The 24,112-nt window shown below is 51.9% G+C and carries 17 protein-coding genes and 1 pseudogene; 9 read left to right on the forward strand and 9 right to left on the reverse strand.

Annotated features, from left to right (window positions below):
• The first annotated feature begins 463 nt into the window (after positions 1 to 463).
• On the forward strand, positions 464 to 2,587 hold the full coding sequence (glgX, locus tag ACM1PF_RS34330; RefSeq protein WP_416671073.1) for a glycogen debranching protein GlgX: 2,124 nt from the start codon (positions 464 to 466) through the stop codon (positions 2,585 to 2,587).
• 33 nt (positions 2,588 to 2,620) lie between these two features.
• Here the strand turns inward: glgX and ACM1PF_RS34335 are convergent, their stop codons facing one another.
• Positions 2,621 to 3,292, reverse strand: a complete 672-nt coding sequence (locus tag ACM1PF_RS34335; RefSeq protein ID WP_416671075.1) for a DUF2834 domain-containing protein — start codon at positions 3,290 to 3,292, stop codon at positions 2,621 to 2,623.
• 220 nt (positions 3,293 to 3,512) lie between these two features.
• On the opposite strand from ACM1PF_RS34335, the gene ACM1PF_RS34340 reads away from it, so the two are divergent.
• Positions 3,513 to 3,968: a cupredoxin domain-containing protein gene (locus ACM1PF_RS34340; protein WP_416671077.1), complete on the forward strand. Its 456-nt coding sequence runs from the start codon at positions 3,513 to 3,515 to the stop codon at positions 3,966 to 3,968.
• Positions 3,969 to 4,152: 184 nt separating this feature from the next.
• Positions 4,153 to 4,593 (forward strand): MarR family winged helix-turn-helix transcriptional regulator, encoded by a 441-nt coding sequence (locus tag ACM1PF_RS34345; protein ID WP_416671080.1) that lies wholly within the window; start codon positions 4,153 to 4,155, stop codon positions 4,591 to 4,593.
• Positions 4,594 to 4,814: 221 nt separating this feature from the next.
• Here ACM1PF_RS34345 and ACM1PF_RS34350 read toward each other — a convergent pair whose 3' ends face one another.
• The 5 genes from ACM1PF_RS34350 to ACM1PF_RS34370 all read right to left on the reverse strand — a co-directional run bounded on the left by ACM1PF_RS34350 (position 4,815) and on the right by ACM1PF_RS34370 (position 9,520).
• Positions 4,815 to 6,203 (reverse strand): (Fe-S)-binding protein, encoded by a 1,389-nt coding sequence (locus tag ACM1PF_RS34350; protein WP_416671081.1) that lies wholly within the window; start codon positions 6,201 to 6,203, stop codon positions 4,815 to 4,817.
• 43 nt (positions 6,204 to 6,246) lie between these two features.
• Positions 6,247 to 7,095: a class I SAM-dependent methyltransferase gene (locus ACM1PF_RS34355; RefSeq protein ID WP_416671084.1), complete on the reverse strand. Its 849-nt coding sequence runs from the start codon at positions 7,093 to 7,095 to the stop codon at positions 6,247 to 6,249.
• A 26-nt stretch (positions 7,096 to 7,121) separates the two neighbouring features.
• Positions 7,122 to 8,435, reverse strand: coding sequence for an FAD-binding oxidoreductase (locus tag ACM1PF_RS34360; protein ID WP_416671086.1), 1,314 nt, complete (start codon positions 8,433 to 8,435; stop codon positions 7,122 to 7,124).
• 447 nt (positions 8,436 to 8,882) lie between these two features.
• The gene (gene psaJ, locus ACM1PF_RS34365; RefSeq protein ID WP_416671088.1) at positions 8,883 to 9,008 is read right to left on the reverse strand and encodes a photosystem I reaction center subunit IX; all 126 of its coding nucleotides are present in this window, start codon (positions 9,006 to 9,008) and stop codon (positions 8,883 to 8,885) included.
• A gap of 26 nt (positions 9,009 to 9,034) precedes the next feature.
• Complete coding sequence (locus tag ACM1PF_RS34370; RefSeq protein WP_416671089.1) at positions 9,035 to 9,520, reverse strand: Photosystem I reaction center subunit III; 486 nt, start codon at positions 9,518 to 9,520, stop codon at positions 9,035 to 9,037.
• Between the two features lie 309 nt (positions 9,521 to 9,829).
• Between ACM1PF_RS34370 and tsaD the strand changes: the two genes are divergently transcribed.
• On the forward strand, positions 9,830 to 10,891 hold the full coding sequence (gene tsaD / locus ACM1PF_RS34375; protein WP_416671092.1) for a tRNA (adenosine(37)-N6)-threonylcarbamoyltransferase complex transferase subunit TsaD: 1,062 nt from the start codon (positions 9,830 to 9,832) through the stop codon (positions 10,889 to 10,891).
• A 49-nt stretch (positions 10,892 to 10,940) separates the two neighbouring features.
• Here tsaD and ACM1PF_RS34380 read toward each other — a convergent pair whose 3' ends face one another.
• Positions 10,941 to 11,930, reverse strand: coding sequence for an alpha/beta fold hydrolase (locus ACM1PF_RS34380; RefSeq protein WP_416671094.1), 990 nt, complete (start codon positions 11,928 to 11,930; stop codon positions 10,941 to 10,943).
• A gap of 662 nt (positions 11,931 to 12,592) precedes the next feature.
• Here ACM1PF_RS34380 and ACM1PF_RS34385 point away from each other — a divergent pair.
• The 3 genes and pseudogenes from ACM1PF_RS34385 (at position 12,593) to ACM1PF_RS34395 (ending at position 16,655) form a co-directional block, all read left to right on the forward strand.
• Positions 12,593 to 14,233: a serine/threonine-protein kinase gene (locus ACM1PF_RS34385; RefSeq protein WP_416671097.1), complete on the forward strand. Its 1,641-nt coding sequence runs from the start codon at positions 12,593 to 12,595 to the stop codon at positions 14,231 to 14,233.
• Positions 14,234 to 14,294: 61 nt separating this feature from the next.
• Positions 14,295 to 14,591 (forward strand): DUF3493 domain-containing protein, encoded by a 297-nt coding sequence (locus tag ACM1PF_RS34390; protein WP_416671099.1) that lies wholly within the window; start codon positions 14,295 to 14,297, stop codon positions 14,589 to 14,591.
• Positions 14,592 to 14,826: 235 nt separating this feature from the next.
• Positions 14,827 to 16,655, forward strand: a pseudogene (locus ACM1PF_RS34395) (FAD-dependent oxidoreductase).
• Positions 16,656 to 16,689: 34 nt separating this feature from the next.
• On the opposite strand, the gene ACM1PF_RS34400 reads toward ACM1PF_RS34395, so the two are convergent.
• On the reverse strand, positions 16,690 to 18,123 hold the full coding sequence (locus ACM1PF_RS34400) for a class I SAM-dependent methyltransferase (protein ID WP_416671101.1): 1,434 nt from the start codon (positions 18,121 to 18,123) through the stop codon (positions 16,690 to 16,692).
• A 235-nt stretch (positions 18,124 to 18,358) separates the two neighbouring features.
• On the reverse strand, positions 18,359 to 19,768 hold the full coding sequence (locus ACM1PF_RS34405) for a recombinase family protein (protein WP_416671103.1): 1,410 nt from the start codon (positions 19,766 to 19,768) through the stop codon (positions 18,359 to 18,361).
• A gap of 405 nt (positions 19,769 to 20,173) precedes the next feature.
• Between ACM1PF_RS34405 and ppc the strand changes: the two genes are divergently transcribed.
• Together ppc and ACM1PF_RS34415 are read left to right on the forward strand one after the other, a co-directional pair.
• Positions 20,174 to 23,242, forward strand: coding sequence for a phosphoenolpyruvate carboxylase (ppc, locus tag ACM1PF_RS34410; protein WP_416671106.1), 3,069 nt, complete (start codon positions 20,174 to 20,176; stop codon positions 23,240 to 23,242).
• 119 nt (positions 23,243 to 23,361) lie between these two features.
• The gene (locus ACM1PF_RS34415; protein WP_416671109.1) at positions 23,362 to 23,973 is read left to right on the forward strand and encodes a rhomboid family intramembrane serine protease; all 612 of its coding nucleotides are present in this window, start codon (positions 23,362 to 23,364) and stop codon (positions 23,971 to 23,973) included.
• The last annotated feature ends 139 nt before the right edge of the window (positions 23,974 to 24,112 follow it).

Here is a 24,112-nt window from a genome sequence, read left to right on the forward strand (position 1 = left end):
GTCTTGGTTCTTAGAGGATGTTTTAGAAGTGTCAGTTGCTACCCGAACCACCCCCTAAATCCTCTCTCAGTCCTCAGTCCTCAGTCCTCAGTCCTCAGTCCTCAGTCCTAACCTAACAGTTTCCTGCGTTGATATTGCACCATTGATATTGCACCAAGGAAAAGATGATATTGCTACTTCTTTCCCAGAATTAAAATGCTTAGATAAATTAACAAATCTCACAATAGACCAACCGACAAAACGACTGAATCTGAACTGAATCTGAACCGACGGAACCGAATCGCCCCTATCTGAGCGATCGTTTTATCCCTCGCGCTTCAGTGTTTATTCCTGTTCGATCGTTGTCCAAAGTGTGGCAAGCTTGTAGAGCTTTGTGATTTGATGGCTGGGTTTGTTGAAGTAATTGACCCTGATCCTTACGGAATGGGCTAAGAAGGGAATTTTGTTGAAGCATCTGCAACCTATGAAAGTGCATCATACTTACACCTACGGAAATTTTGTGCTGTTGCGCGGACAGCCCTTCCCGTTTGGCGCGAGGCCGATTATGGGCGGGGTGAATTTTTCGATCTATTCCAGCTATGCAACGGCAATTACGCTGGTGTTATTTAAGAAAGAAGCACCGGAACCATTTGCTGAAATCCTGATTCCCAGAGAGTTTCGCCTGGGGAATGTCGCCTGCATTACCGTAATGGGGCTGGATTACGAAGATATTGAGTATGGCTATCGGGTGGATGGGCCCTATGACCTGAAGGCTGGCCATCGGTTTGACCGAAGCAAAATTTTGCTGGATCCCTACGCTCGCAGCATTAGCGGGCGGGATGTTTGGGGAGATACGGCCAGGGTGGATGATGTCTATCCTTACCGTGCCAGGATTGTTGAAGATGATTTTGATTGGGAAGGCGATCGACCGCTAGAAATTCCCGAAGAAGATCTGATCATCTACGAAATGCACGTCCGGGGCTTCACCTGCCATCCTTCCTCCGGGGTGGAATCGGCCCATCGGGGCACCTTTGCCGGGTTGCAGGAAAAAATTCCCTATCTCAAATCCCTGGGGGTCAACTGTGTTGAGTTGATGCCCATCTTTGAGTTTGATGAGTTGGATAATCCCCGCCACAACCCCCTCACGGGTGGACGGTTGTTTAACTACTGGGGCTACAGCACGATCGGATTTTATGCCCCTAAAGCGGGCTATGCGACTTCTGGCAAATTGGGTGGACAGTCTGAAGAGTTGAAGGCCCTGATTAAAGAGCTGCACCAGAATGGCATTGAGGTGATTCTGGATGTCGTGTTCAACCACACGGCGGAGGGCAATGAGAACGGGCCAACCATTTCCTTCCGGGGACTGGATAACAAAACCTACTATATGCTGACCCCCGAAGGGTTTTACTACAACTTTAGTGGCTGCGGCAACACGCTGAATTGTAACCATCCCGTGGTGCGGAATTTTGTGCTGGAGTGCCTGCGCTACTGGGTGTCTGAATACCATGTGGATGGGTTTCGGTTTGATCTGGCATCGATTCTAGGACGGGATCCCCAAGGCATTCCCCTTCAGAATCCGCCCTTACTGGAAAATCTGGCGTTTGACCCGATTCTGGCTAAGTGCAAACTGATTGCTGAGGCCTGGGATGCAGGTGGACTGTATCAGGTGGGATCATTCCCGGACTACGATCGCTGGGGCGAGTGGAATGGCAAATATCGAGATGCGATTCGCCGCTTTCTCCGGGCCCGTGAATCCTTGAAGGAAGTTGCTTTGTGCCTTCAGGGTTCGCCTGATCTGTATGAAATGGCGGGTCGTCGGGTCAGTAGTTCGATTAACTTTGTGACTGCCCACGATGGTTTTACCCTGGCGGATTTAGTCTCTTACAACAACAAGCACAACGAGGCGAACGGGGAAGACAATCGGGATGGCGCGAACGATAACGAAAGCTGGAACTGCGGCGTAGAGGGGCCGACCACCGATCCAGAGATCAATGCGCTCCGGCAACGGCAAATGCGAAATGCGATCGCCATTTTGATGGTGAGCCAGGGAATTCCGATGATTCTGATGGGCGATGAGGTGGGGCACACTCAGCAGGGTAACAACAACGCCTACTGTCACGACTCTGAACTGACCTGGTTGGATTGGAATCTGCTGAAAACCAACGTTGCTTTCTTCCGATTTGTCAAAAACTGCATTGCCTTTCGCCATGTCCATCCGGTAGTACGTAACCGAGTCTTCTTTCGCAATAAAGACTACATGGGTAGTGGCTATCCAGACATCAGTTGGCACGGGATGAAAGCCTGGAAGCCTGACTGGTCAGACGATGACGATGAAACCCACACGCTGGCCTTTCTGCTCTGTGGCAAACACGCGAAGGAAGGCACCGTCAGGGATGACTATGTCTATGTGGCAATGAATATGCACTGGGAGGCGCACGGGTTTGAGCTGCCCAAGCTACCGCCCGGAATGAAGTGGCATATTTTTGCCAATACCACCATGCCTGCCCCCGAAGATATTTGCGAAGTTGGGGCGGAACCGGAGTTACCCGAACAATCCTGGATTATGGTCGGGGAGCGATCGGTGGTGATTCTGGTGGGAAAAGGGTAGAAATCTGGAGTCGAAGTACGAAGCATGAACCCCCTAACTCTGCATCACGGTTTCTCCCGTAGTAGCCACTTCTGCACTCAAGGGGGGACGCAGCGACACATAGGCTAACGCGCCCAGCAGCGGCACCAGGGTAACGGCCCAAAACCAGCGGCGATCGGTCAAGCCCCGTCGGGTCATATCATCTGCCAGCAGAAAGGGAAACAGCAGGCAGAGCAGGCAAAAATCCAGACTCATGACATGAATAAAGCGGCTCGTTTGCCACTGTTGCCCAAAATCATTCCAGTCTCCCTGGGTGACTCCGTAGAGCAACAGAGCGATCGCCCCTACCGCCAGCAATCTTCCCGTCCACCGAGAATCCCAGAACTTCAGCCAGCCATTCTTTTCCCCCGCAAACAGCGGATTAGGTTGCCGCAACGCCAGGTAGGGCAAGAGGGCAAACGCACCAACGCCAAAGGATGCGATCGAGAATAGCCAGGCTGGAATTTTCTGCATCTGCCCATCGCTGTACAAAAAACAACTATAGATTAAGGGCAAAACCCCCATGATGTTGAACAGGGCAATGATCAAAGGATTAATGCCGGAAAAGTTTCCCGTGGATAGGTTTTGAATTAATGTAACGGTATCAGGTTGGTTGGGCGGGGCCAGGGCAAACGCATAGGTCAGGAACGTACCCCAAATCAGCCACAGGAGAATTTTTCTACTCATTTACGTGTTACTCTGTCGTTCCTATGATTGTAAAACTGAGCTTGATGGGAGGTATCTGTCAGATTGGAGAATATGCAGATTGGAGAATATATTGATGATTTCCGTAGCGCAGGCATCTTGCCTGCCAGTGAACGATTCATCATGCAAATGCACAAGTGGGATATACCCATCAGCTAGAACTAGCTACAGTCAACAAGCTCGATGAGAAGGAGAATTTCTGATGCAGAAGCATTTGCCAATTATCCTGGGGTGGATCCTCGCTCTGCTCGTGTGGGGAACGGTGGGACAAACTGAACCGATCGCCCAGGCGGCTCCGGCTCCCAGCCAGCAAGAACTGATTACGGTACAAGTTCATTTGGGCAATGGCGCAAACGAGCTAAAATTTGAGCCGAATCAATTGGAGTTTGAGGCCGGAAAACGCTATAAGTTAGTCCTTGATAACCCCAGCAATGTGAAGCATTACTTTACCGCCAAAGATTTTGCCGATGTGATTTGGAGTCAAAAGGTTGAGGCTGGCAATGTGGAAGTGAAGGGAGCGATTCATGAACTGGAACTAAAGCCAGGAGCTGTCGCCGAATGGGTGTTAATTCCGCTCAAACCCGGAACCTATGAACTCCATTGCTCAGTGGCAGGGCACGCTGAAGCTGGCATGCGCGGCACGATTCATATTTCCTAATTCCGTTTCCCCATCCGGTATTTTATCCAAATCAGCCGCACCATTCATATTTCTTAATTCCAGCATTTTCTCCCATCCAATGTACTCTCAATCTCCAGAGCCAGGGTTTTTGAGGTTTTCCCAAAGTTCGTTTGATCCCCCTTGGTAACTGCTATAATACCCTCTGATTTACTGATGATATCCATTGACACAATCCTGGCAGAATACTAAGGCTCCCCGCAGCATCGGTTATCGGATTAAGCTGCTTTCCCAACTCCTGACCCGTCAGTTTCAAGACAAAATTGAACCCTATGGGCTAACCCCCTTCCACTGGGTCGTTTTATGCTGCCTGTGGGAACAGGATGGGTTGGCCACTTCAGATATTGGCGATCGACTGTGTCAGGTGGGCGGTACGCTGACAGGCGTGATCGATCGGATGGAGGAACGGGGGTTGGTACGACGAGAACGAGATCAGCGCGATCGGCGGGTTTGGCGGATCTGGCTGACGGACGATGGCCGAAAACTCGAAGAAATCTTGCCACCGCTGGCGATCGAAATTAATGAGAAAACGCTGCATGGATTGTCTGAAGCAGAACGGCAGAATCTTTCTCAGTGGGTTGATGTGATGATTGCGAATCTTTCTTAAGAGTGAGGAGTGAGGAGTGAGGAGTGAGGAGTGAGGAGTCAGGAGCCAGGAGTTAGGAGTCAGGAGTGAACATTCTGTAGCGCAGGCATCCTGCCTGCGTCATGGATTAAATAACCTGTAAAGCGGTTTGCGTTGCTGACTGGGCGGGCAAGATGCCCACCCCACAAGAATTCTAGATTATTCAGTTCGCATTCCCTGCATTCGAGAGGCTGTACCGATCGCTAGCTCAGGTATTCGTTCAGGGCATTTCCCCGAATGGACGCATCCAGGAGCTTGATCGGGTGCAGAACTGGGATGGATTTTTCCTGGGACTCTAGATGTTTCATGATTTGGAGGGAACAGCCAGGATTGGCCGAAGCAATGATCGTTGCTCCGGTGTTTAATAGGTTTGTCACCTTTTGCTGCCCCAATTCCTCTGCCACTTCTGGTTGCAGCATGTTGTAAACTCCCGCACTGCCGCAACACAGGGCCGCATCGATCGGCTCTCGTAGCGTTACACCCGGAATTTGCCGTAAAAGTTCACGGGGTTGCAGACTGATTTTCTGACCATGCAATAAATGACAGGCATCCTGATATACGATCGTCAGGGCTTCATCCTGGAGGGGATGTAGGGTTGCAGTCAGTCCCACCGCACTGAGGAATTCCTGCACATCTTTAACTTTCTGAACAAAGTCCTCGGCTTTCTCTCGATAATCGGGATCATCCTGGAGGATGCGATCGTATTCCTTCAGGGTGTGCCCACAGCCAGCGGCATTAATAATGATTGCGTCCAGATTCTCACCCTCAAAGGCATCGATCATCTGGCGGGCCAGGGCTTGACCCTGCTCCTCCTGTCCCTGGTGGTAGGGCAATGCAGCACAGCACCCCTGACTTTTAGGGATGACGACTTCGCAACCGTTTGCGCTTAACACCCTGGCAGTGGCTTCATTCACCTCACTAAAAAATAGTCGCTGCACACAACCCAAAATCATGCCCACGCGATACCGTTTTTCGCCCTGAGCTGAAATCACGGTGGGTAAGGTGTCCTGAAAGGCCTTAGCGGTGACAGATGGCAACAGCGATTCCATGGCCGCTAACCGGGGCGCAAATTTTTGTAATAAGCCAGTGGACTGCACCAGTTTGGGAAGCCCCAGCTTTTGATAAATCGCCAAAGGATAGAGCAACACCCGCAGTCGATCGGGGTAGGGAAAAATTGAGAATAGGAGCTGACGAAACAGTCGATCGCCCAAGCCTCTGGAATGATTTCGCTCAATTTGGGGACGGGTATCGGCAATGAGCTTGTCGTACTGTACGCCAGAGGGACAGGTGGTGACGCAGGCCAGGCAACCCAAGCAGGTGTCAAAATGCTCCACGGCGGCCGGGGTGAGGGGAACTTCGCCTTCGTTGATGGCATCCATCAGGTAAATCCGGCCTCTGGGCGAATCGGTTTCCTTGCCGATGACGCGATAGCTGGGGCAGGTGGAGAGACAAAACCCACAATGCACACAGGCATCAATCAGCTTGGGGTCAGGGGGATGATCCGCGTCGAAGCTGGGGGCAAGTGGCAGGGTGGGGTTGTCCAAATCGGAAGGGTTGGGAATACTCGCAATTTTGGGAAGGTTCGTCGTCATGGCTCTATCTGTAGGGTGCGTTCAATTCGCATTACTTTTGGCATTACTTTTGAGCAACCAGTCCGTACATCAACGGTAAATTTGGTTTATCTGGCGGAGGAAACATTTGGCGATTAGAACCTTCTTGCATTTGCTTGAAAGGTTTCCAGCCATTGGAGTAGGGATATTCTTTGAAGACTTTGAGAGTGAGTCCAGCTTCCAAAAGCGCGGTGAGAATGTCGCCAATGCTCCATTGAAACTCATGGGATGGATAGGGATTTTGAAACTGCTCAATGCCATCCTGGTAATCTGGTGCGAGTCCCAATTCTGACTCTGCGACATAATCCCCTACACCATCATCCCAGGACATCGGTTGACCATTGGCAAAGTAGGGAAAGACGTGATTCCAATCCTCATCGAAGATCATCGCAACGGGATGAAACTCCACCATTACCAGCCGACCTTGCGGACTCAGGACTGAGGCAATTCCTTTCGCCCACAGATTTAAGTTCGAGAGCCAGCAGATCGCCCCATAGGAAGAAAACACCACATCAAACCGTCTGCCCTGCTGAAGGTTTGATTCAAACCAGTCAAATAAATCTGCCCGATAAAATGTAGCTGGAATGCCTGACTGTGCTGAAAGCTGTTGAGCAAAGGCGATCGCTTCATCACTAATGTCTATTCCTGTCACCGTAGCACCCAATCTCGCCAAACTCAGCGTATCCTGCCCAGCATTGCATTGCAGATGCACCAGGGATAGACCCGCGATCGTCCCCAACAACTCTTTCTCTTCGGCAAAAAGCGTTGAGCCACCCTCCCGAAAGAACTTTGCCTGATCTCCTTTGTGGCTATTGTGGGCCCTGGTTGCTTCATTCCAGGACAAGCGATTTGCTTCATGCAGTTCTTTTCTCAAAGGACACCCCACCACGCTAAAAAGGGTCAAATTCCACCGACAAATCGCCCCGGACTAAACAATTTTTCTGGATCAAACTGGTGCTTAATGCCTCGCATCAACTCCATCGCATTGCCTGGATACCCCCAAACATCGATCGACTGCTTGAAGGCAACCGGAGCCTCTCGAATTGTTAGAAAGCCGCCCTGTACCTGACAGCGATCGCGCATTTGGTTCAGCACATCTGAGGGTAAGGTGGAGCGAAACCGCAACAAACCCAGTCCACTTGCAGCATGGATCATACCCGTCATTAACAATGGAGCCAGCGTACTCACCTGTTCCAGCATCCCAACGGCATTCGATGGTAATACTCCTATTTTGCAAGTAATTTCCACTTCTTTGGGGCGCGTCCCCATCTGTTCTTGCAATTGTTGCCATAGAGCTGCTTCATCTTGCTCCTTTAGAACCCCAGCCTCCAGCATCAACGCCTGTCCCATCTGCAATACATAGTCAGCCTGTTTCTCGACACTGACCTCAATACCCTGGAAGCGAACCGCCAACCCCATTCCTTCCCCTCGATCGAGGGCCGCAGTCGTCACCGGAGCCAGTAGTTCGATCGCACTGGGAGACAGTCCAGAAGCCAGAAGGGTTGCAGTCACCTGAGCAATTTTTTCTGCCTCACCTGTCAAAACCACCGATCGAGACGCAGGTGGTAGGGGATAAACCCGAAACGTCACCTGGGAGATTACGCCTAATGTCCCGTAGGAGCCAGTGAACAACTTCATCAGGTCATAGCCCGCCACATTTTTAACGACTCGTCCCCCTGCCTTTGCCACCTTGCCATCGGTGCGGACGATCGACAGTCCAATCAACAAGTCCCGAATGCCACCATACCGCTGTCGCAGGGTTCCAGTATCCGCCGTGGCCACAATCCCACCCAAAGTAGCTGATTCAGGATAGGCGGGATCGATCGCCAGAAACTGCCCTGATTTCGCCAGAATGTTCTGAAGATCTGCCAGCTTCATCCCTGCCTCTGCCGTCATCGTCATATCGCCAGCCGCGTGTTCAATCAACCGATCGAGCCGTGCCGTACTCACCACCAGTTGAATTCCCTCCGCCAATCCGCCCCAGTGCAGCTTACTCCCACTACCGCAAATCAACAGCCGCCAACGGTTCGATCGGGCACAGGCAATCACCTCCGCCAGCTCTGCCTCAGTCTGGGGATACACAATGCCCTCGATCGGAGAATGGGGTACAACTGCCTGGGAAAGTTGCGATCGCAGCTCTGGTGTCACCGCATCCCAGGGGCAGATGGCATCAGGATTGAGTCGAGATTCGAGGGTTTGAGCGATGGGGGGCATGGGGGGTGGGGAGTGAGGGAGTGGGGAGTGGGGAGTGAGTCAACTCTTGTAGGATGGGCATCCTGCCCGTCCAGTGAACTCATTCTTGTGGGATGGACATCCTGCCCGTCCAGCGAACTAACGCTTGTGGGATGGACATCCTGCCCGTCCAGTGAACTCATTCTTGTGGGATGGGCATCTTGCCCGTCCAGCGAACTAACGCTTGTGGGATGGGCATCTTGCCCGTCCAGTGAACTAAGTTCTTGTAGGATGGGCATCCTGCCCGTCCAGTCAACAAAACCTCTGAACAGCAAGAGACGATCGAACGGGGTAAGTATTGCAGTTCTAAAAACCACAACCACTAATCCAGATCGATCGTCTCAAACCATTATCTATCAAAGACTTCAGATCCAGGACTGAGTACGGCACTGCACCAAGCCAAAATCTAGAAGCCAAAATCCAGAATCCCTAGAGGGGATGGAACAACAAATCGGGGAAGAACCGATTGAATTCAATCAAAATACCCGCCGTGATAAACATCCAGATGGTTGCTAGAACAGGGGCAGTCGATAAGTACTTCAGAAAATATTGCATGGGCATCCTCCAGTATGGAATGAAAACTACCGGGGTGAAACAGGAATTTTGCTGTCTGGAACCGTGAGCTTACCCGTTGTGAACTCCTGCAAAGCTGCGAGGGGCCAGGCAAATCCGGTCAGCATACACTTGACGGCCAGAGGCACATCAATAATGATTTCCCGCATTTCGGGATCTTTTTCACCCCGAACGGCAATCAAGTAAGCACGACCGACCCAGCCAATCCATCCGGCAATATAGAGGAAAAGAATGCTGGGAATCAGGAACTCACCGGCATGATTCAGACGACCATCCACAACAAGGTGGGGCAGTCCATCGTTACCGCAAAGCAAGTTGGAATTGCCATAGGCTTCAAAACGGGCCTTCGCCTGCTCGGTTTTCGCATTGGCTGCGCGAGCTGCAAAAGCCTTGGATTCACCACAGGGGGTTAGTCCTGCCACATCCGCTGAAGCAGAGGGAGCAAAGTTAAGCCACAGAAAAACGACTAGGATTAGAGCAAACAATCTTCGCATGGAGTTGTTTCCCTTCTGTTTACAAAGATCAAAAAATTCGTACAAAACATTAAGTTTTTTGTACACAAAGGTTGGACTGTCAGAGCAATCATACTCCCAAGGTAGACACAGGTTAGTTAAGCTTTTAATAGAAGTTTACGTAAGCCTGAATTTGAACCAAGATTCAAGCTCAATAGCTACTACAGCTTTTGGGAACGATCGCTCCCGCTGAGACAAGAATTAAATATTTCTTAACAAAATTAGATTAGCTTATGTTACCCTGCTTCACCACGGTTTTCCTGTGGTAGTTCAGATAGTAGTTCAGAACCAATGACAGTCGTTTTAGGTATTGAAACCAGTTGTGATGAAACTTCTGTGGCGATCGTGCGCGATCGGCAGGTTCTCAGCAACATTGTGTCGTCCCAAATTGAGATCCATCAGCAGTACGGTGGAGTCGTTCCAGAAATTGCCTCCCGTCGTCACGTAGAGATGGTGAATTGGGCCATTGAACAGGCGATGCAGGAATCCAATTTAACCTGGTCAGAAATTGACGGAATTGCCACCACCTGCGCTCCTGGACTGGTGGGAGCTTTATTGGTGGGAGTCACGGCTGGAAAGACCCTGGCAATGCTGCACCAAAAACCTTTTCTGGGAGTTCACCACCTGGAGGGACATATTTATGCATCTTATCTGAGCGAACCCAGCTTGCAACCGCCGTTTCTCTGTCTGCTGGTTTCTGGTGGCCATACCAGCCTGATCTATGTCAAAGCCTGCGGACACTATGAAACCCTGGGACAAACCCGCGATGATGCGGCGGGAGAAGCGTTTGATAAAGTGGCTCGACTGCTCAACCTGGGGTATCCGGGCGGCCCGGTGATCGATCGCCTGGCTCAGTCAGGTAATCCCCATGCTTTTTCCCTACCAGAAGGGCAGATATCACTTCCCACTGGCGGATTCCATCCCTACGACTCCAGCTTTAGCGGCCTTAAAACCGCTGTACTTCGCCTCACCCAAAAACTCCAGCAGGAAACCGACTCCCTCCCGATCCCAGATCTGGCGGCCAGCTTTCAGGACACCGTTGCCAAAGCATTGACCAAACGCACGATCACCTGTGCTGTGAACTACGGGTTGAACCAGATTGCGATCGGCGGGGGGGTTGCCGCCAACAGTGGTCTACGCCATCACCTGCAAACTGCGGCCCAAGCCCACAACTTCACGGTCTACTTTCCACCCCTGAAATACTGCACCGACAATGCAGCCATGATTGCCTGTGCCGCCGCCGATCACCTGAAGCAGGGGCACACTTCCCCCCTAACACTTGGGGTTCAATCCAGAATGGCAATTTCTGATGTGATGAAGCTGTATGAGCCAGTTGGAGGGAGCAAAGGTTAGACCGGCAGGCAAGATGCCTGCGCTACGGCTACTCCCCACTCCCCACTTCCTACTCCCCACTCCCCTCATACTTTGCCAAAACCGATCGAATCTCTGCCACGACTGCATCAGGTTGTTCGACCATGGCCAAATGACCACAGTTGGGGATTTCGCTGACGTTTTTGCCGCAGCACTCAAAAGAGGGATGGAAGCTGGCCAGGTGGTGAACATACTTCGGTTCCATGATGGTGTCATCGGCTCCAGCGATGAAGTGAACGGGTTGCCGGATCTGGGAAACCACTTGCGGTAGACAATTGACCTCTGCTTCCGTCGTAGAGTCGAGCAAAGAGCCGATCGCTGCTTCAGGTAGAGCCATCAGCAAATCCAGCAGCCGCTGCCGTCCCCATTTCCGTGATAGGGGTTGAGCCACGTTCATCCGTGTTAAGGCCATATCCAGGAGCGGAATATAGGAAAGCCAGCGAGGACGGTACTTAACAAGCTGTTGCCCAGCCGCCCGAAACCGCTCAAACTCCTCCTTGAGATAGATTCCCCCACCGGAATTAACACAAATCACCCCCGCAATGCGCTCTGGAAACTCGTGTGCTGACCAGAGGGCGATACTTCCCCCCAGGGAGTGGCCCACGAGCCAGGCATTAGAAATCCCCAGTCGCTCCAGCAAGACATTAAGATCCTGTGCATAGGCAGCGGGAGTGTAGTTCAGAGGGACAGGCTCTGACGCAGGAGAGGCTTGAATGGACTGACTCAAGGGTGAACCATTCCCCTGACTGGCAACACCGACGGAAGCTCGCTCCCTAACAGAATGAGGCAGTAGGGTCTGGGTTGATTTCACTCGCACACCTAGCGTTGGTTGAGAAGCTCCAAACCCCCGTAAATCATAGGCAAGGCATTGATAGTCGCAGGCTAATTGCTGAATCACGGGTCGCCAATACTGACGACTGAGAAGCCAGCCATGAAGAAAGACCAAAACGGTGGGAGATTCCGTTGGGGCTGACAGTTCGTAAGCATGGGGAAATCCCAAAATATCAATGGTTTTGACCATATAAACACAAGGGAACCTTCGGCTGCTAGAACGCAACAGAGGGATACGCGGTGCGTCGTCAGCAAAACAATAAGTTTGATTCTATCTCTATGATAAGTTCGGAATGGCAATGTTTCCAAGCGATCGCATGAGTTGGTGAGCAGGAAAATTGGGCAAACGATTTTTAGAAAAACTTCCGGGGAAAATGTCCGGGGCGGAGGAAGCAGCCTGGAAGAAGAAAACAGGGGAAGCCTATCTATGGAGTATCGCCCCTTAGCATTCTGGGCGAAAATCGGCTAAAACCATAGAAATGTAAAAAATCTACCTTGGCTAAAGGCTGTTTCTACTCAGATCTATTTCTATCCAATCCAGTTGGTTTTTCTCCGTAGTTTCCAGTAGCTATGATGGCTGTGGTTTCACCTGTACTTCGACCAAACTGTAAATTTATGGACATTTATCTGGTCTTTAAGCAAAAGCATTCAAACTTTAGCAACTCTTCAAGAGATTTACCGGGGGAATGGCACTTCGCCAGGGATTTGTTGGAAAGATAATGGTAGGTAAGGAAACAGATTCTGAAATTTACCTCTGCCTCAAGCTGATCTGGTGCTGGCAGGGATGAGTTTTTGAAATGGATCGACCTGGTATGCAATGACACTTGGTGATTGAAGAGCGAGTGATGCCGCATGAGCTACTGCTTAAATCCAGCCTGTACAAACCCAGAAAACTTAGCCAACACCGAGCTATGTCAGGCTTGTGGCTCCAAATTATTGCTACGCGATCGATACCGGGTCGTACAGGCTTTAGGCCAAGGCGGGTTTGGAGCCACCTTCTTAGCGAAAGACGAATCTCTGCCGGGCAGTCCCTACTGCGTGATTAAGCAACTGCGTCCCGCTGCCACATCGCCCCATGTGATGGACATGGCGCGAGAATTGTTTAAGCGCGAAGCAAAGACGCTGGGCAAAGTGGGCAACCATCCGCAAGTGCCTCGCCTTCTGGATTATTTTGAGGCCAATCAAGAATTTTATCTGGTTCAAGAATATATTAGTGGATCCACCCTTCAGCAGGAAGTGCGGCGATCGGGCCCCTTCAGTGAGGCGGGCGTGAAGCAATTCTTGAGCGAAGTTCTGCCGATGCTGCAATACATCCACGGTCAGCAGGTGATTCACCGGGATATTAAACCCGCCAACCTGATCCGGCGTTCCCAGGATAAAAAGCTCGTGCTCATCGACTTTGGGGCCGTAAAGGATCAGGTCAATCCGGTGCGGGCAGGAGCTTCTGAACAAACTGCCCTCACCGCCTACGCGATTGGCACCCCCGGCTATGCGCCTCCAGAACAGATGGCGATGCGCCCCGTCTATGCCAGCGATGTCTATGCTCTGGGAGTCACTTGCCTCTATCTGTTGACTGGGCGGGCCCCCAAGGATATGGACTATGACCCAGCCACCGGGGAAATTATGTGGCGAGAACAGGTTCATATCAGCGATCACTTTGCGGAAGTGCTCCAGAAAATGCTGGAAGTGTCTGTGCGGCATCGCTACCAAAATGCAGTTGAGGTTCTGCGGGCTTTGGATTTGGAACCCTATCTAGACAGCCTGGCCCAGAGTATGGTGACGCAGCCCAATCGGACATCCCGACGCAATGGCTCCTTGCCCTCCTCCTCTGAGCGCAGTGATGGGTCTGGTTCTCCGCCCTCCTCCCCTTCAGCCCGTCTTGCCGCCGCCATTCGGGCCCGTCATTCCCATAAAGCGCAAGAGAATACCCACGCTTCTGAAGCGACAAGCCTGCAATCGGGATCTTCCCATCGGCGCACTATGATGAGCCGTCCTACGACCAGTGCCACAACTCTCTCTAATGCCAAAAGTACTGGAGGTCAGCGAGCCTCGATCGCCCTCACCAAGTCCACATCCGAAGAGGTGATACTGTCCTACAACAAGGGCAACCGCGACTTCACCTGCCAGGACTTGAGCCAACTCAGCTTCCCAAAAGCGGATTTCTCCAGTGCCAACTTCCACCAGTCCAAACTGCAAAAGGTTAACTTGCAAGGGGCAAACCTGTTTAATGCCGATTTTGGCCGTGCTAGCCTCAGCCAGGCAATTCTGAAAAACGCCAATCTGGCCAGAGCATACCTCAGCTATGCCGATTTAGCTGGAGCCGACCTGCGAGGGGCCAACCTCAGCTATGCCTACCTCAGCAATGCCAACTTGCGGGGCACGAATTTGTGTGGGGCTGATTTGACGGGGGCTAAAATATCCGATGAACAATTGGCACTGGCGCGGACGAATTGGGCAACGATTCATCCCAATGGTAAGCGGGGTCTCTGGTAGGTTCAGCTTTTTGGGTGAGCTTAACGATAGGCTATAAAGGTGATTCTTCTGAAAGCCTTTCATGACAGACAAATCCTCAAAGCCTAAGGTTAAGCGAACCCAAGCGGCCCAAAAGCTCGACCCAGAACTATATGCCCAACTGAGAGCAGAGCTGAAAACCCCCTACAAAGGACTACGACAGTTTGTTTACTTTGCCTGCGGGGCCTCTGGATTGATTGGGGCCTTCATTTTTCTGACGCAGCTAATTGCTGGAAAGGATGCCAGCGTGATCCTGCCTAACTTTGCTCTGCAAGTGGGAGTGGTAGCTCTGATGATCTGGCTCTTTCGTCTGGAGCAGCGCACTAAACCCAAAAAATAATCTTTATTTACATTGTTTGGATCCACGAATTCTTTGATCCCCAGCTTCCAGGCTTTGATCCCCGCCCTTTAATTAAGGAAATCTTAAAAAAACCGAGGAAATCAAAAGTCGCTGGCAAACTAGTTAAAGTTCAAATGGGGTCAGCCAATTTAAAGACCTTAACTATATATCTCTGTGAATACCTAATGTGAAGCGTCGGTTCCCAAAGTGTGGGCTGACGCTTTACATTTTGCCTATGGAAAAAATTACGACAGATGTATTGGTGATCGGTGGGGGAACGGGGGGAACGGCAGCGGCGATCGAAGCGGCCCGACGGGGAGCGCGAACGGTTTTAGTCAGCGAGTTTCCCTGGTTAGGGGGAATGCTGACGGCAGCGGGGGTGGCTGTGCCCGACGGGAATGAATTGGCGGCGTTTCAGACGGGAATCTGGGGGGCATTTTTGCGGGAATTGTTTCACTATCAGCCGCAGGGATTGGATCATGCCTGGGTCAGTTTCTTTAGCTATGAGCCGCAGGTTGGGGCAAAAATTTTTGCCCAGTGGGTGCGATCGCTGCCCAATCTTCACTGGATCTGCGGTCAGGTTCCCCTGGAAGTGTTGCGGCAGGGCGATCGCGTGATTGGCGCGAGATTTGAACAGTTGACGGTTTACGCCCATGTGACGCTGGATGGCACGGAACTGGGAGATGGGCTGGCTCTAGCAGATGTACCCTATCGCTGGGGCTGGGAGTGGCAGTCGGAATGGCAGGAACCGAGTGCGCCGATCGCCCCAAATCAAATTACGCAGCAGCATGCCGTTCAGTCCCTGACCTGGGTGGTCATGCTTCAGAAATTTGAACTAGATGCTCCTGAAATTGCGGCTCCCCCTGGCTATGACCCCGATCGCTTTGTCGGTACCTGGGAGGGTTACGGGGCTGAATCGTTCCTCAACTATGGGCGACTACCGGGCGATCGCTTCATGCTGAATTTTCCCCAATGCGGCAATGACTATGGAGTGGAGTTAGATCGGCTGATTCAATCGGAGTCTGCCCGGAAAGCGGTACTCCAGGAAGCCTACTGGCACTCGCAAGGCTATGCACGATTTTTGCAAGATCAATTGCACCACCAACTGGGGCGCAGGTACGGCCTCGCCAGGGCGGTATTTCCGACAGTTCCAGAGTCGTCAAACGGCAACAGCACCTTAGGGGGAGGAGCTTTTGCCTTACATCCCTACTACCGGGAAAGTCGGCGGGTTAAGGGGTTAGTGACCGTACGAGAGCAGGATATTTTACCGATCGCCGGGGGGCAAGTCGCGCCCTTACCCCCGAATCAGCAGGGACAGGTGGAGTCGATCGCCCTGGGAAATTATGTTAACGATCATCACTATCCTGGCTATGATTTTCCCTTAAAGCCAAAGGCCCTGCGCTGGGGCGGCCGTTGGACGGGGACTCCCTTCACGCTGCCCTATCAATGTTTGGTTCCAGAAGCGATCGATGGCCTGTTGGTCTGCGAGAAAAATAGCTCGATTTCCCATATCGCTAACGGTGCGACTCGGCTCCAACCCGTTGTGCTGGGAATTGGGCAGGCGGCAGGCATGGCGGCGGCCTTGTGTGTGGAGCAGGGTTGTCAACCCAGGGCGTTGCCGATTCTGGATTTACAAATGGCTTTGTTGCAGGATGCGATCGCCCCCGCTGCCCTGGTTCCGTTGTTTAACCTTCCCCCCATTCATCCCAACTGGCACCACTGGCAGCAGTACTATCTGCACCATCCTGAGAACTATCCGATCGATGGCATCTGTCCCGATCGATCCCCCCGGTTAATATTCCCTTGAGCCACAACAGTCAGGCGTTTACGGGTACGATCCAGGTTCAGGAGAACCAGGTTTATGAGTTTAACCTGACTGGATCTCATGACCCAATCGAACCGATTAACCTGGTGACGCTCCATGCTGCGATCCATCAACAGCTTCAAGCCTGTCAGTCCGGCCAACAGCTTCACCTGTGGGGACGCTGGAATCGATCGGGCAATTGGCTCCTGGTGGAACGCATGGAGGCGATCGAGGAAGGGCGCACAGCCGTACGCCCCTAGCGGGTACATTTTTCCGGATACCCCTTGCATCCCTTTACATCCCTGGAGAATCACCAGGTTCAATCAGCACGTACAGAAACGCATCCATTCGATTCACAACATCTTTTACTGCCTCAAAGGCATCGGTTTCCGTCAGAGGAGCCAGAGTAATGGGATCGATCGGTCTAATTTTGCTGTAGCGATCGACCAACACCTGCATGGACTGTGCGCCCTCCCAGAGCGGTAGTAAACAAGCTGCTTGGGTGGGTTCCAGGAAAACCGGGTTCAGGGAAGGGACTTTGATATAGCGACTAATTTCAAACCCTTTGCCGGACTGCACACAGTTGACCAACTCCTCGCGGATCTCATCTCGACGCAACTGAGGATGCAGATGCACGTTGGCAGTTTTCCAGCGTTCGTCATCCCATTCATCCACCGATTGTCCGGGTTCTCCAGGATGGGTACACCAGAAGTCAAACAAACGATGAATTGGGTTGAGCAGTTCGTAGGTATAGAGGCGTTCAGCCAGGGAGGCCGTTGCCAGACCCAACGCCCAGATATCCGGCAATTCCTCGGTGTTTTTGAATAGATCGGTAATATCCCAGTGTCGCCAGTTCAGCATACTGACAAATTCCAGATCGACGGCATCCAGCATCTCAAACACATCGGGAATCTTGTAGCCCGTATCCCCCACCAGAAGCATATTTGCACCTAAGCTCTGGCTCAGGGCATCCCCCGTCAGGGTATCAAATCCCTTGTTATGCCAGATTTGTGCCTTTAGTACCACGTGATCCTTGAGGGCAGTCATGGTGTCAACGACGGCGGCTTCCTCAAGTTCCTGGGGGGCACTGTCCATCAACCCCATGAAGCGAAAGAGTTCCTGGGCCCGGAAGAAGTTGGCTCGCTGGTAAGCACTGTGGAGATTGGTGCGAATCAGTCCATCAGGTTGCAAAACGGCTTTCATGGCGGCTAATCCGGCCGTTGGGTTGGGCAGAAGATACAGCACTTCATCGCAGTTAATGTAATCAAATTTCATCCCCAGCTTGGGTAACTCCTCAATTCGGAGCACATGAAATTCAGTATTGGTAAAACCGTGATGGGCTAACCGCTTTTCTGCCAGCTTGACTGACTCCTCAGACAAATCAATGCCGACAATCTTCGCGCCAGGGTTGGCTTCTGCCAGGATCAATGCCTTGTACCCACTGCCACAACCCGCATCTAAAATCACTTTCCCTTTTGTATCTGGAACTCGACGATGCCGCAGGTAGTAGCTCGTCACGAAGCTATGAAGGTAGAGCATTTCATAGGCATCCTTGGGCGAGTCATCGAGCGGCACTCTGGGATAGGGGCCATAGTTAAACTGCTGACGGATCTTGTTGATTTCTTCCGTCAGGGGAGACTCGATCGCAGGCGATTCAGAGGGGGAAAAGTCGGACTCGATCGCGTTTGTTTCAGTTAATTCATTGAGGTTTAAGACAGAGTCATCCATTGGGTTCAGGCTCCTGGAGTTGAAATGGGCGGTTGATGGACAGTGGACTCAAGCGAAGGGCGAAAAAATTAGCGTTAAGAACTTAGCGTTAGACCAATCAGCATGTGCAATAGTTTTGATAAAGGCAGTTTGCAACTTGAGTCGATCGATCAACCAGTGGCTTCCAGGTACAGGATGCCCGATTTTGTCAGAGAAGATAAACCAGGTTCATAGATCAATGCAAATCCAAGGCAAATTAAAAGATAAAAACAAGCTGGACTGCCCAGCCTGAGTCATGGCGATCGATCTGAATGTGCTGAATAAATTCTCGAAAGTAAAAGCGGCGTTCGGCTTCCGATAGGTCAAACCAAAACTGGGGGATGGACACCACCTGGGCGATCGTTTTGAGATTGACAGGGGGAAGTTGATCCAGGCGGGTAGAGAGGGCGGCAATCTCCGTTTGCAGTTTGTAGCTGCGGAGCTGGGCGGTTTCTGGATCCAGGATGCCAGATTCAACTAAATCCGGCAGTTGCTTCAGAATATCCTGCTTGGCTGATATTTCCGCTAGCCAGCCTTGCTTAATCCGATCGACATCGGGCAGGGCCGTATCCGCGACCGCCTGGGGAAGGGTCTGACAAATTTGCTGAATCGTTTGCTCCAGAACCGTCTGGTAGGGCAGTGATCGACATTTGGGCTGCTGAGGACAGGTGGTAGGGCAGAGATATAAATACGCTTTGTTTTTGCGAGGGGCCGTCACATGGCTCACTTTCATAGGCGATTGGCACTGGTGACAAATCACCAATCCAGATAGCGATCGGGGAGAGCTAGCCGTGCGAGAGGGCATCCGCCGATTCCGACGCAGGAGCCGATCAATCTGGGCTGCTTCCTCCCGCGACAGAATGGCGGCATGGGTATTTTGCACTACTTCCCCATTGTGGTAAGCCAGATCCCCGCGATACACCGGACTGGTCAGCCAGCGTTGCCCAGTGGAAACGGAAATTCGCTTGTTGTACTTCTTCTGCAAATGCCGCACACTACTTCGCAGGGAACCGTACAGCAAAAAATGCTCAAAAAATTCTTTGACAATTGGCGCAGTGGTGCGATCGATCGCATATCGTTCTTTGCCGCGACGGTAGCCATAGGGAGCTTTCCCTGGTGGGGGTAATGCCTTGACCCGGTTGCGGGCATGGCCCTGCTGAAGCCGACGGCTGCGTTGCCGATCCTGCAAGGTTTGCAACAGGTACAGTAAATCCGATCGCTGGATGTGCTGATAGCTAACGGTTCCAGGCGGTTCTCCTGAATGATTTGCTGCCTCAATCCCCCTCTCTTCGGCAGTCACCCTCCCTTCAGAAGTCACGATCAGCGGAATCTCCAGAGCCTCCAACTCCGCCAGTCGATCGCTAATCTCCTGGACTGAATCTCCCAATTCATCCAATCGCCGCATTAAGACACAGGCAACTACAGTAGACCGACAATCTGCAATTAGCTGCTGCAACTGTTGGCGATCGCCCATATCCTGGTAAACTCGGTCTATTCTATGTCCCCAGACTGATACATTAGGTACAGACTCCAGCAGGGGATCGCTGTAAGAGTATGCGAAGACTTCCCCTTCGCTTGCGGATGGATTGTAGTGGATATCGGGACTTTGATGTGGAGGAGCGGACATAGCGTCAGGCGCAAACAGACTAAACTCTATCTTAAAAACCGATCGGGTAAAAAGGGGCAGGACTGCCAGAGGTTTAGAGAGGGGGCAAATTCGATGGCACTTAATGACTCTTCATGCGGTAAAACCAAAGATGTAGTAGAGAATACAAAATCGTGTTGGAAAACCTGGAATCCTTACAAAATTGTATGAAACCGGGGACTGCGCTTCATTACCTGCCATGAAGGTGTAGAACAGCCAGAAAGCTTGACTTGTTTGAATTAGATCACTTCCAAGGGCAAACCTTTCTGGCAACACGCTGACTTGTTACGGTCTATTTTGCATACCCCCCTCCGACTACATCCAGGACTATAGATTTACATCTGTAAAAACCCATAAAATTTAATCAAACATTCTGCGGCAGAGACTATGAGTTCAACTCTTCAATTTTCGGATGATGCCTTTCGTTCGGGAACAGCGACCGAGTTAAAAGTTGATCAAGATTTAGCACCAGATTCAACCTCCGATCTGTTCTTGCGCCATCGTCTCAAAATTGTGGAGGATCTGTGGGAGGCTGTGCTCCAGCAGGAATGCGGTCAGCAATTGGTCGATTTGTTGCAACAGTTGCGATCGCTCCATTCCCCAGAGGGAGAAGTCCTCTCAGAAAGCGAGGAAACAAATGCCCTGAAGTTCATTGAAAACCTGGATCTAAATGAGGCGATTCGGACGGCAAGAGCCTTCGCCCTCTATTTTCAACTGATTAATATTGTTGAACAACACTATGAACAGCGTGGCCAACAGCAGCAGTACCGGGCGGAGCAACAGGCTGCCCTGCGAGAGGATTTGATGGGTAGCGGACTGATCCCTGATGAGTCTGACCCGGAGGCGAAAGGCAGTGTACTGCATGCCAATCTGCTGGAAAAATCTCTGAAGGCTCCCCCTCGTCGTGAAGTGGGAACGTTCCAGGCGGTTTTCCCAAAACTGCATCGGCTGAATGTGCCCCCTCGTCTGATTCAAGGCATGATTGATCAGTTGGATGTGCGCCTGGTCTTTACGGCTCACCCGACGGAAATTGTTCGCCACACCATTCGGGATAAGCAGCGCCGGATCGCCAAAATTCTGCGAGAACTCGATCGCGTCGATGAAGGGCTGACCTCGGCGATCGAGCTGGATGACTTGCGGGAACGGTTGATGGAAGAAATCCGCCTGTGGTGGCGCACTGATGAGTTACATCAATTCAAGCCGACGGTGCTGGATGAGGTGGATTTTACGCTGCACTACTTTGAAGAAGTGCTGTTTGAGGCAATTCCTCAGCTTTACCATCGGTTTTGCCGCGCCCTGAAAGGCACTTTTCCCCGATTGCGACCGCCCAAGCACAACTTCTGTAAGTTTGGCTCCTGGGTGGGATCCGATCGAGATGGTAACCCCTCTGTTACGCCTGAAATTACCTGGAAAACGGCTTGTTATCAGCGCAATCTGGTGCTGGGTAAGTATATTCAGTCGGTGAGTCATCTGATCAACTTACTCAGTCTGTCCCTGCACTGGAGCGATGTCCTGCCAGAGCTATTGGAATCTCTGGAGCAAGATCAGGTGCGGCTGCCGGAGGTCTATGAGCAGTTGGCGATCCGCTATCGGCAGGAACCCTATCGCCTGAAGCTGGCCTACATCCAAAAGCGGTTGGAAAATACCCTCGATCGCAGCATCAAGCTCTATAACGGGGACTATTTACAGAGTGAGCTGGTGGAGGTGAACCCGGCTGCAATTTATCGATCGGGCGAAGAATTCCTGAAGGAGTTACAGCTAATTCAGCACAATATTAAGGAAACGGGCCTGAGTTGCCGCGAGCTGGAAGCTTTAATTTGTCAGGTGGAAGTGTATGGGTTTAACCTGGCCCATCTGGACATTCGCCAGGAAAGTTCGCGCCATTCTGATACGCTGACGGAGATTGCGGAGTACCTGCAAATCCTGCCCACGTCCTACAATGACCTTTCCGAGGAGCAGAAAGTTCTCTGGCTGGCGACTGAACTGCAAACTCGTCGTCCCCTGATTCCGGCGGAGCTTTCTTTCTCGGATAAAGCAAATGAAACGATTCAAACCCTGCGCATGGTGCGAAAACTTCAGCGGGAGTTTGGCAACGAGATTTGTACCACCTACATCATCAGCATGAGCCACAATGTCAGCGATTTGCTGGAGGTGTTGCTGCTGGCGAAGGAGGCGGGGGTGTACGATCCGGCGACGGGAATGGGGACGCTGCAAGTTGTGCCGCTGTTTGAAACGGTGGAGGATTTGCAACGTGCGCCTGCGGTGATGCAAGAGCTATTTGAGTTGCCCCTGTATCGGGCCTTACTGTCAGGTGGATTTGAGGCAGAAGCTCATCCGGAATTGGCGACTCCTCCCCTACAGGAGGTGATGCTGGGTTATTCAGATAGCAACAAGGACTCTGGTTTCCTCAGCAGTAACTGGGAAATTCACAAGGCCCAGCAAGCCCTTCAGGCGATTTCGGAAAAGCATGGGGTGGCGATTCGGATTTTCCACGGCCGGGGCGGTTCGGTGGGACGGGGCGGTGGCCCTGCCTACGATGCGATTCTGGCCCAACCCGGTCGCAGTATTGATGGCCGGATTAAGATTACGGAACAGGGGGAAGTGCTGGCCTCTAAGTACAACCTGCCGGAACTGGCTCTGTATAACCTGGAAACGATTACCACGGCGGTGTTGCAAGCCAGTCTGCTGCGGAGCGGGTTTGATGACATTCAGCCCTGGCATGAAATCATGGAGGAGTTGGCGGCCCGGTCTCGATCGCACTACCGCAATTTGATCTACGAACAACCTGATTTTCTGGACTTTTTCCTCAACATCACGCCGATCGAGGAAATTAGCCAGCTACAGATTAGTTCTCGTCCGGCGCGGCGCAGTGGCGGTAAAAAGGATCTGTCGAGTTTGCGGGCGATTCCCTGGGTGTTTAGCTGGACGCAGATTCGGGTTCTACTCCCCTCCTGGTATGGCGTAGGCACAGCCCTCAAGAGCTTTTTGGATGAAGAACCAGAGGAAAACCTGAAGCTGTTGCGCTACTTTTACTACAAGTGGCCTTTCTTCAAGATGGTGATTTCCAAATGTGAGATGACCCTGTCTAAGGTGGATCTCAATATGGCGCAGCACTATCTGGAGGAATTGGGTCATTCTGAAGACCGCGATCGATTTGAGCGAGTGTTTCAACAAATTGTCAGCGAATACTATCTCACCCGTGAACTGGTTTTAAACATCACTGGCCATGAGCGGCTGCTGGATGGTGATCCGGATCTGCAACGATCGGTGCAACTGCGCAACAGTACGATCGTCCCTCTGGGCTTCCTGCAAGTGTCGCTGATCAAACGGCTGCGGCAACACAAGGCCACGGCGGCCGCTGGCGCAATTCGATCGCGCTATAGCCGGGGTGAACTGCTGCGGGGTGCTTTGCTCACGATTAATGGGATTGCCGCGGGAATGCGAAACACGGGTTGATGGGTTTGTAGTGGCTAAAATAGTGCTGGGAGTTTCCAGGATTGCGGGAATGGAGGTCAGGAGACCCGATTCCCCACTCCCGACTCCTGACTCCCTACTCCCTACCGAGAGGTAAATCCATGAGCCGTGATGAAGTCCGAGGGTTGGCCCGTGAAGTCAAGTCTCAAGTATTGATCCTGGGCGGTTTTGTGGCCCTGATGTGGGGGCTGGAAATCGTTGATATTTTCCTTGGTGGGACGGGTAGAACCTGCCGCGGGCTAAATCAGTTTGGGATCTTTCCGCGTCAGCTTGCTGGACTATGGGGCATTTTCTTCGCTCCCTTTCTGCATGGTGGCTTTGGTCATTTGATTGCCAATACGATTCCGTTTGTGACGCTGGGCTGGTTGGTGATGCTGCGGCGGACGGCGGACTTTTTTGTGGTGACGCTCGTGGCGATGGTGGTTGGCGGACTGGGAACCTGGCTGTTTGGTGCTCCAGGCTGCCACATTGGAGCCAGCGGCATCATTTTTGGCTATCTGGGCTATTTGCTGGGGCGAGGCTATTTCGATCGCAGTTTTGGCTCAATGCTGTTCTCAGTTGTTGTCCTACTAATGTATGGTGGTTTGCTCTGGGGGGTTCTGCCGATTCGGGTTGGCATTTCCTGGGAAGGGCATTTGTTTGGGTTTATTGGCGGCGTGGTGGCGGCGTGGCTGCTGTCGTCGGGATCGAAGAAGCGGGTTTATAGGGAGTGAGGAGTGAGGAGTGAGGAGTTCGGTAGGGGCGATTCGCGAATCGCCCGTACAGTTGGGTAGGTTGGGTTGAGGTATGAAACCCAACGAGTTGGGTGAGTTATGGGTGAAGGGAATTCTGGCGAGCCAGGATTGTGGATCG

The organism is Egbenema bharatensis FJBBOT/2019, assembly GCF_048077055.1.
Lineage (GTDB): Bacteria > Cyanobacteriota > Cyanobacteriia > Elainellales > Elainellaceae > Egbenema > Egbenema bharatensis.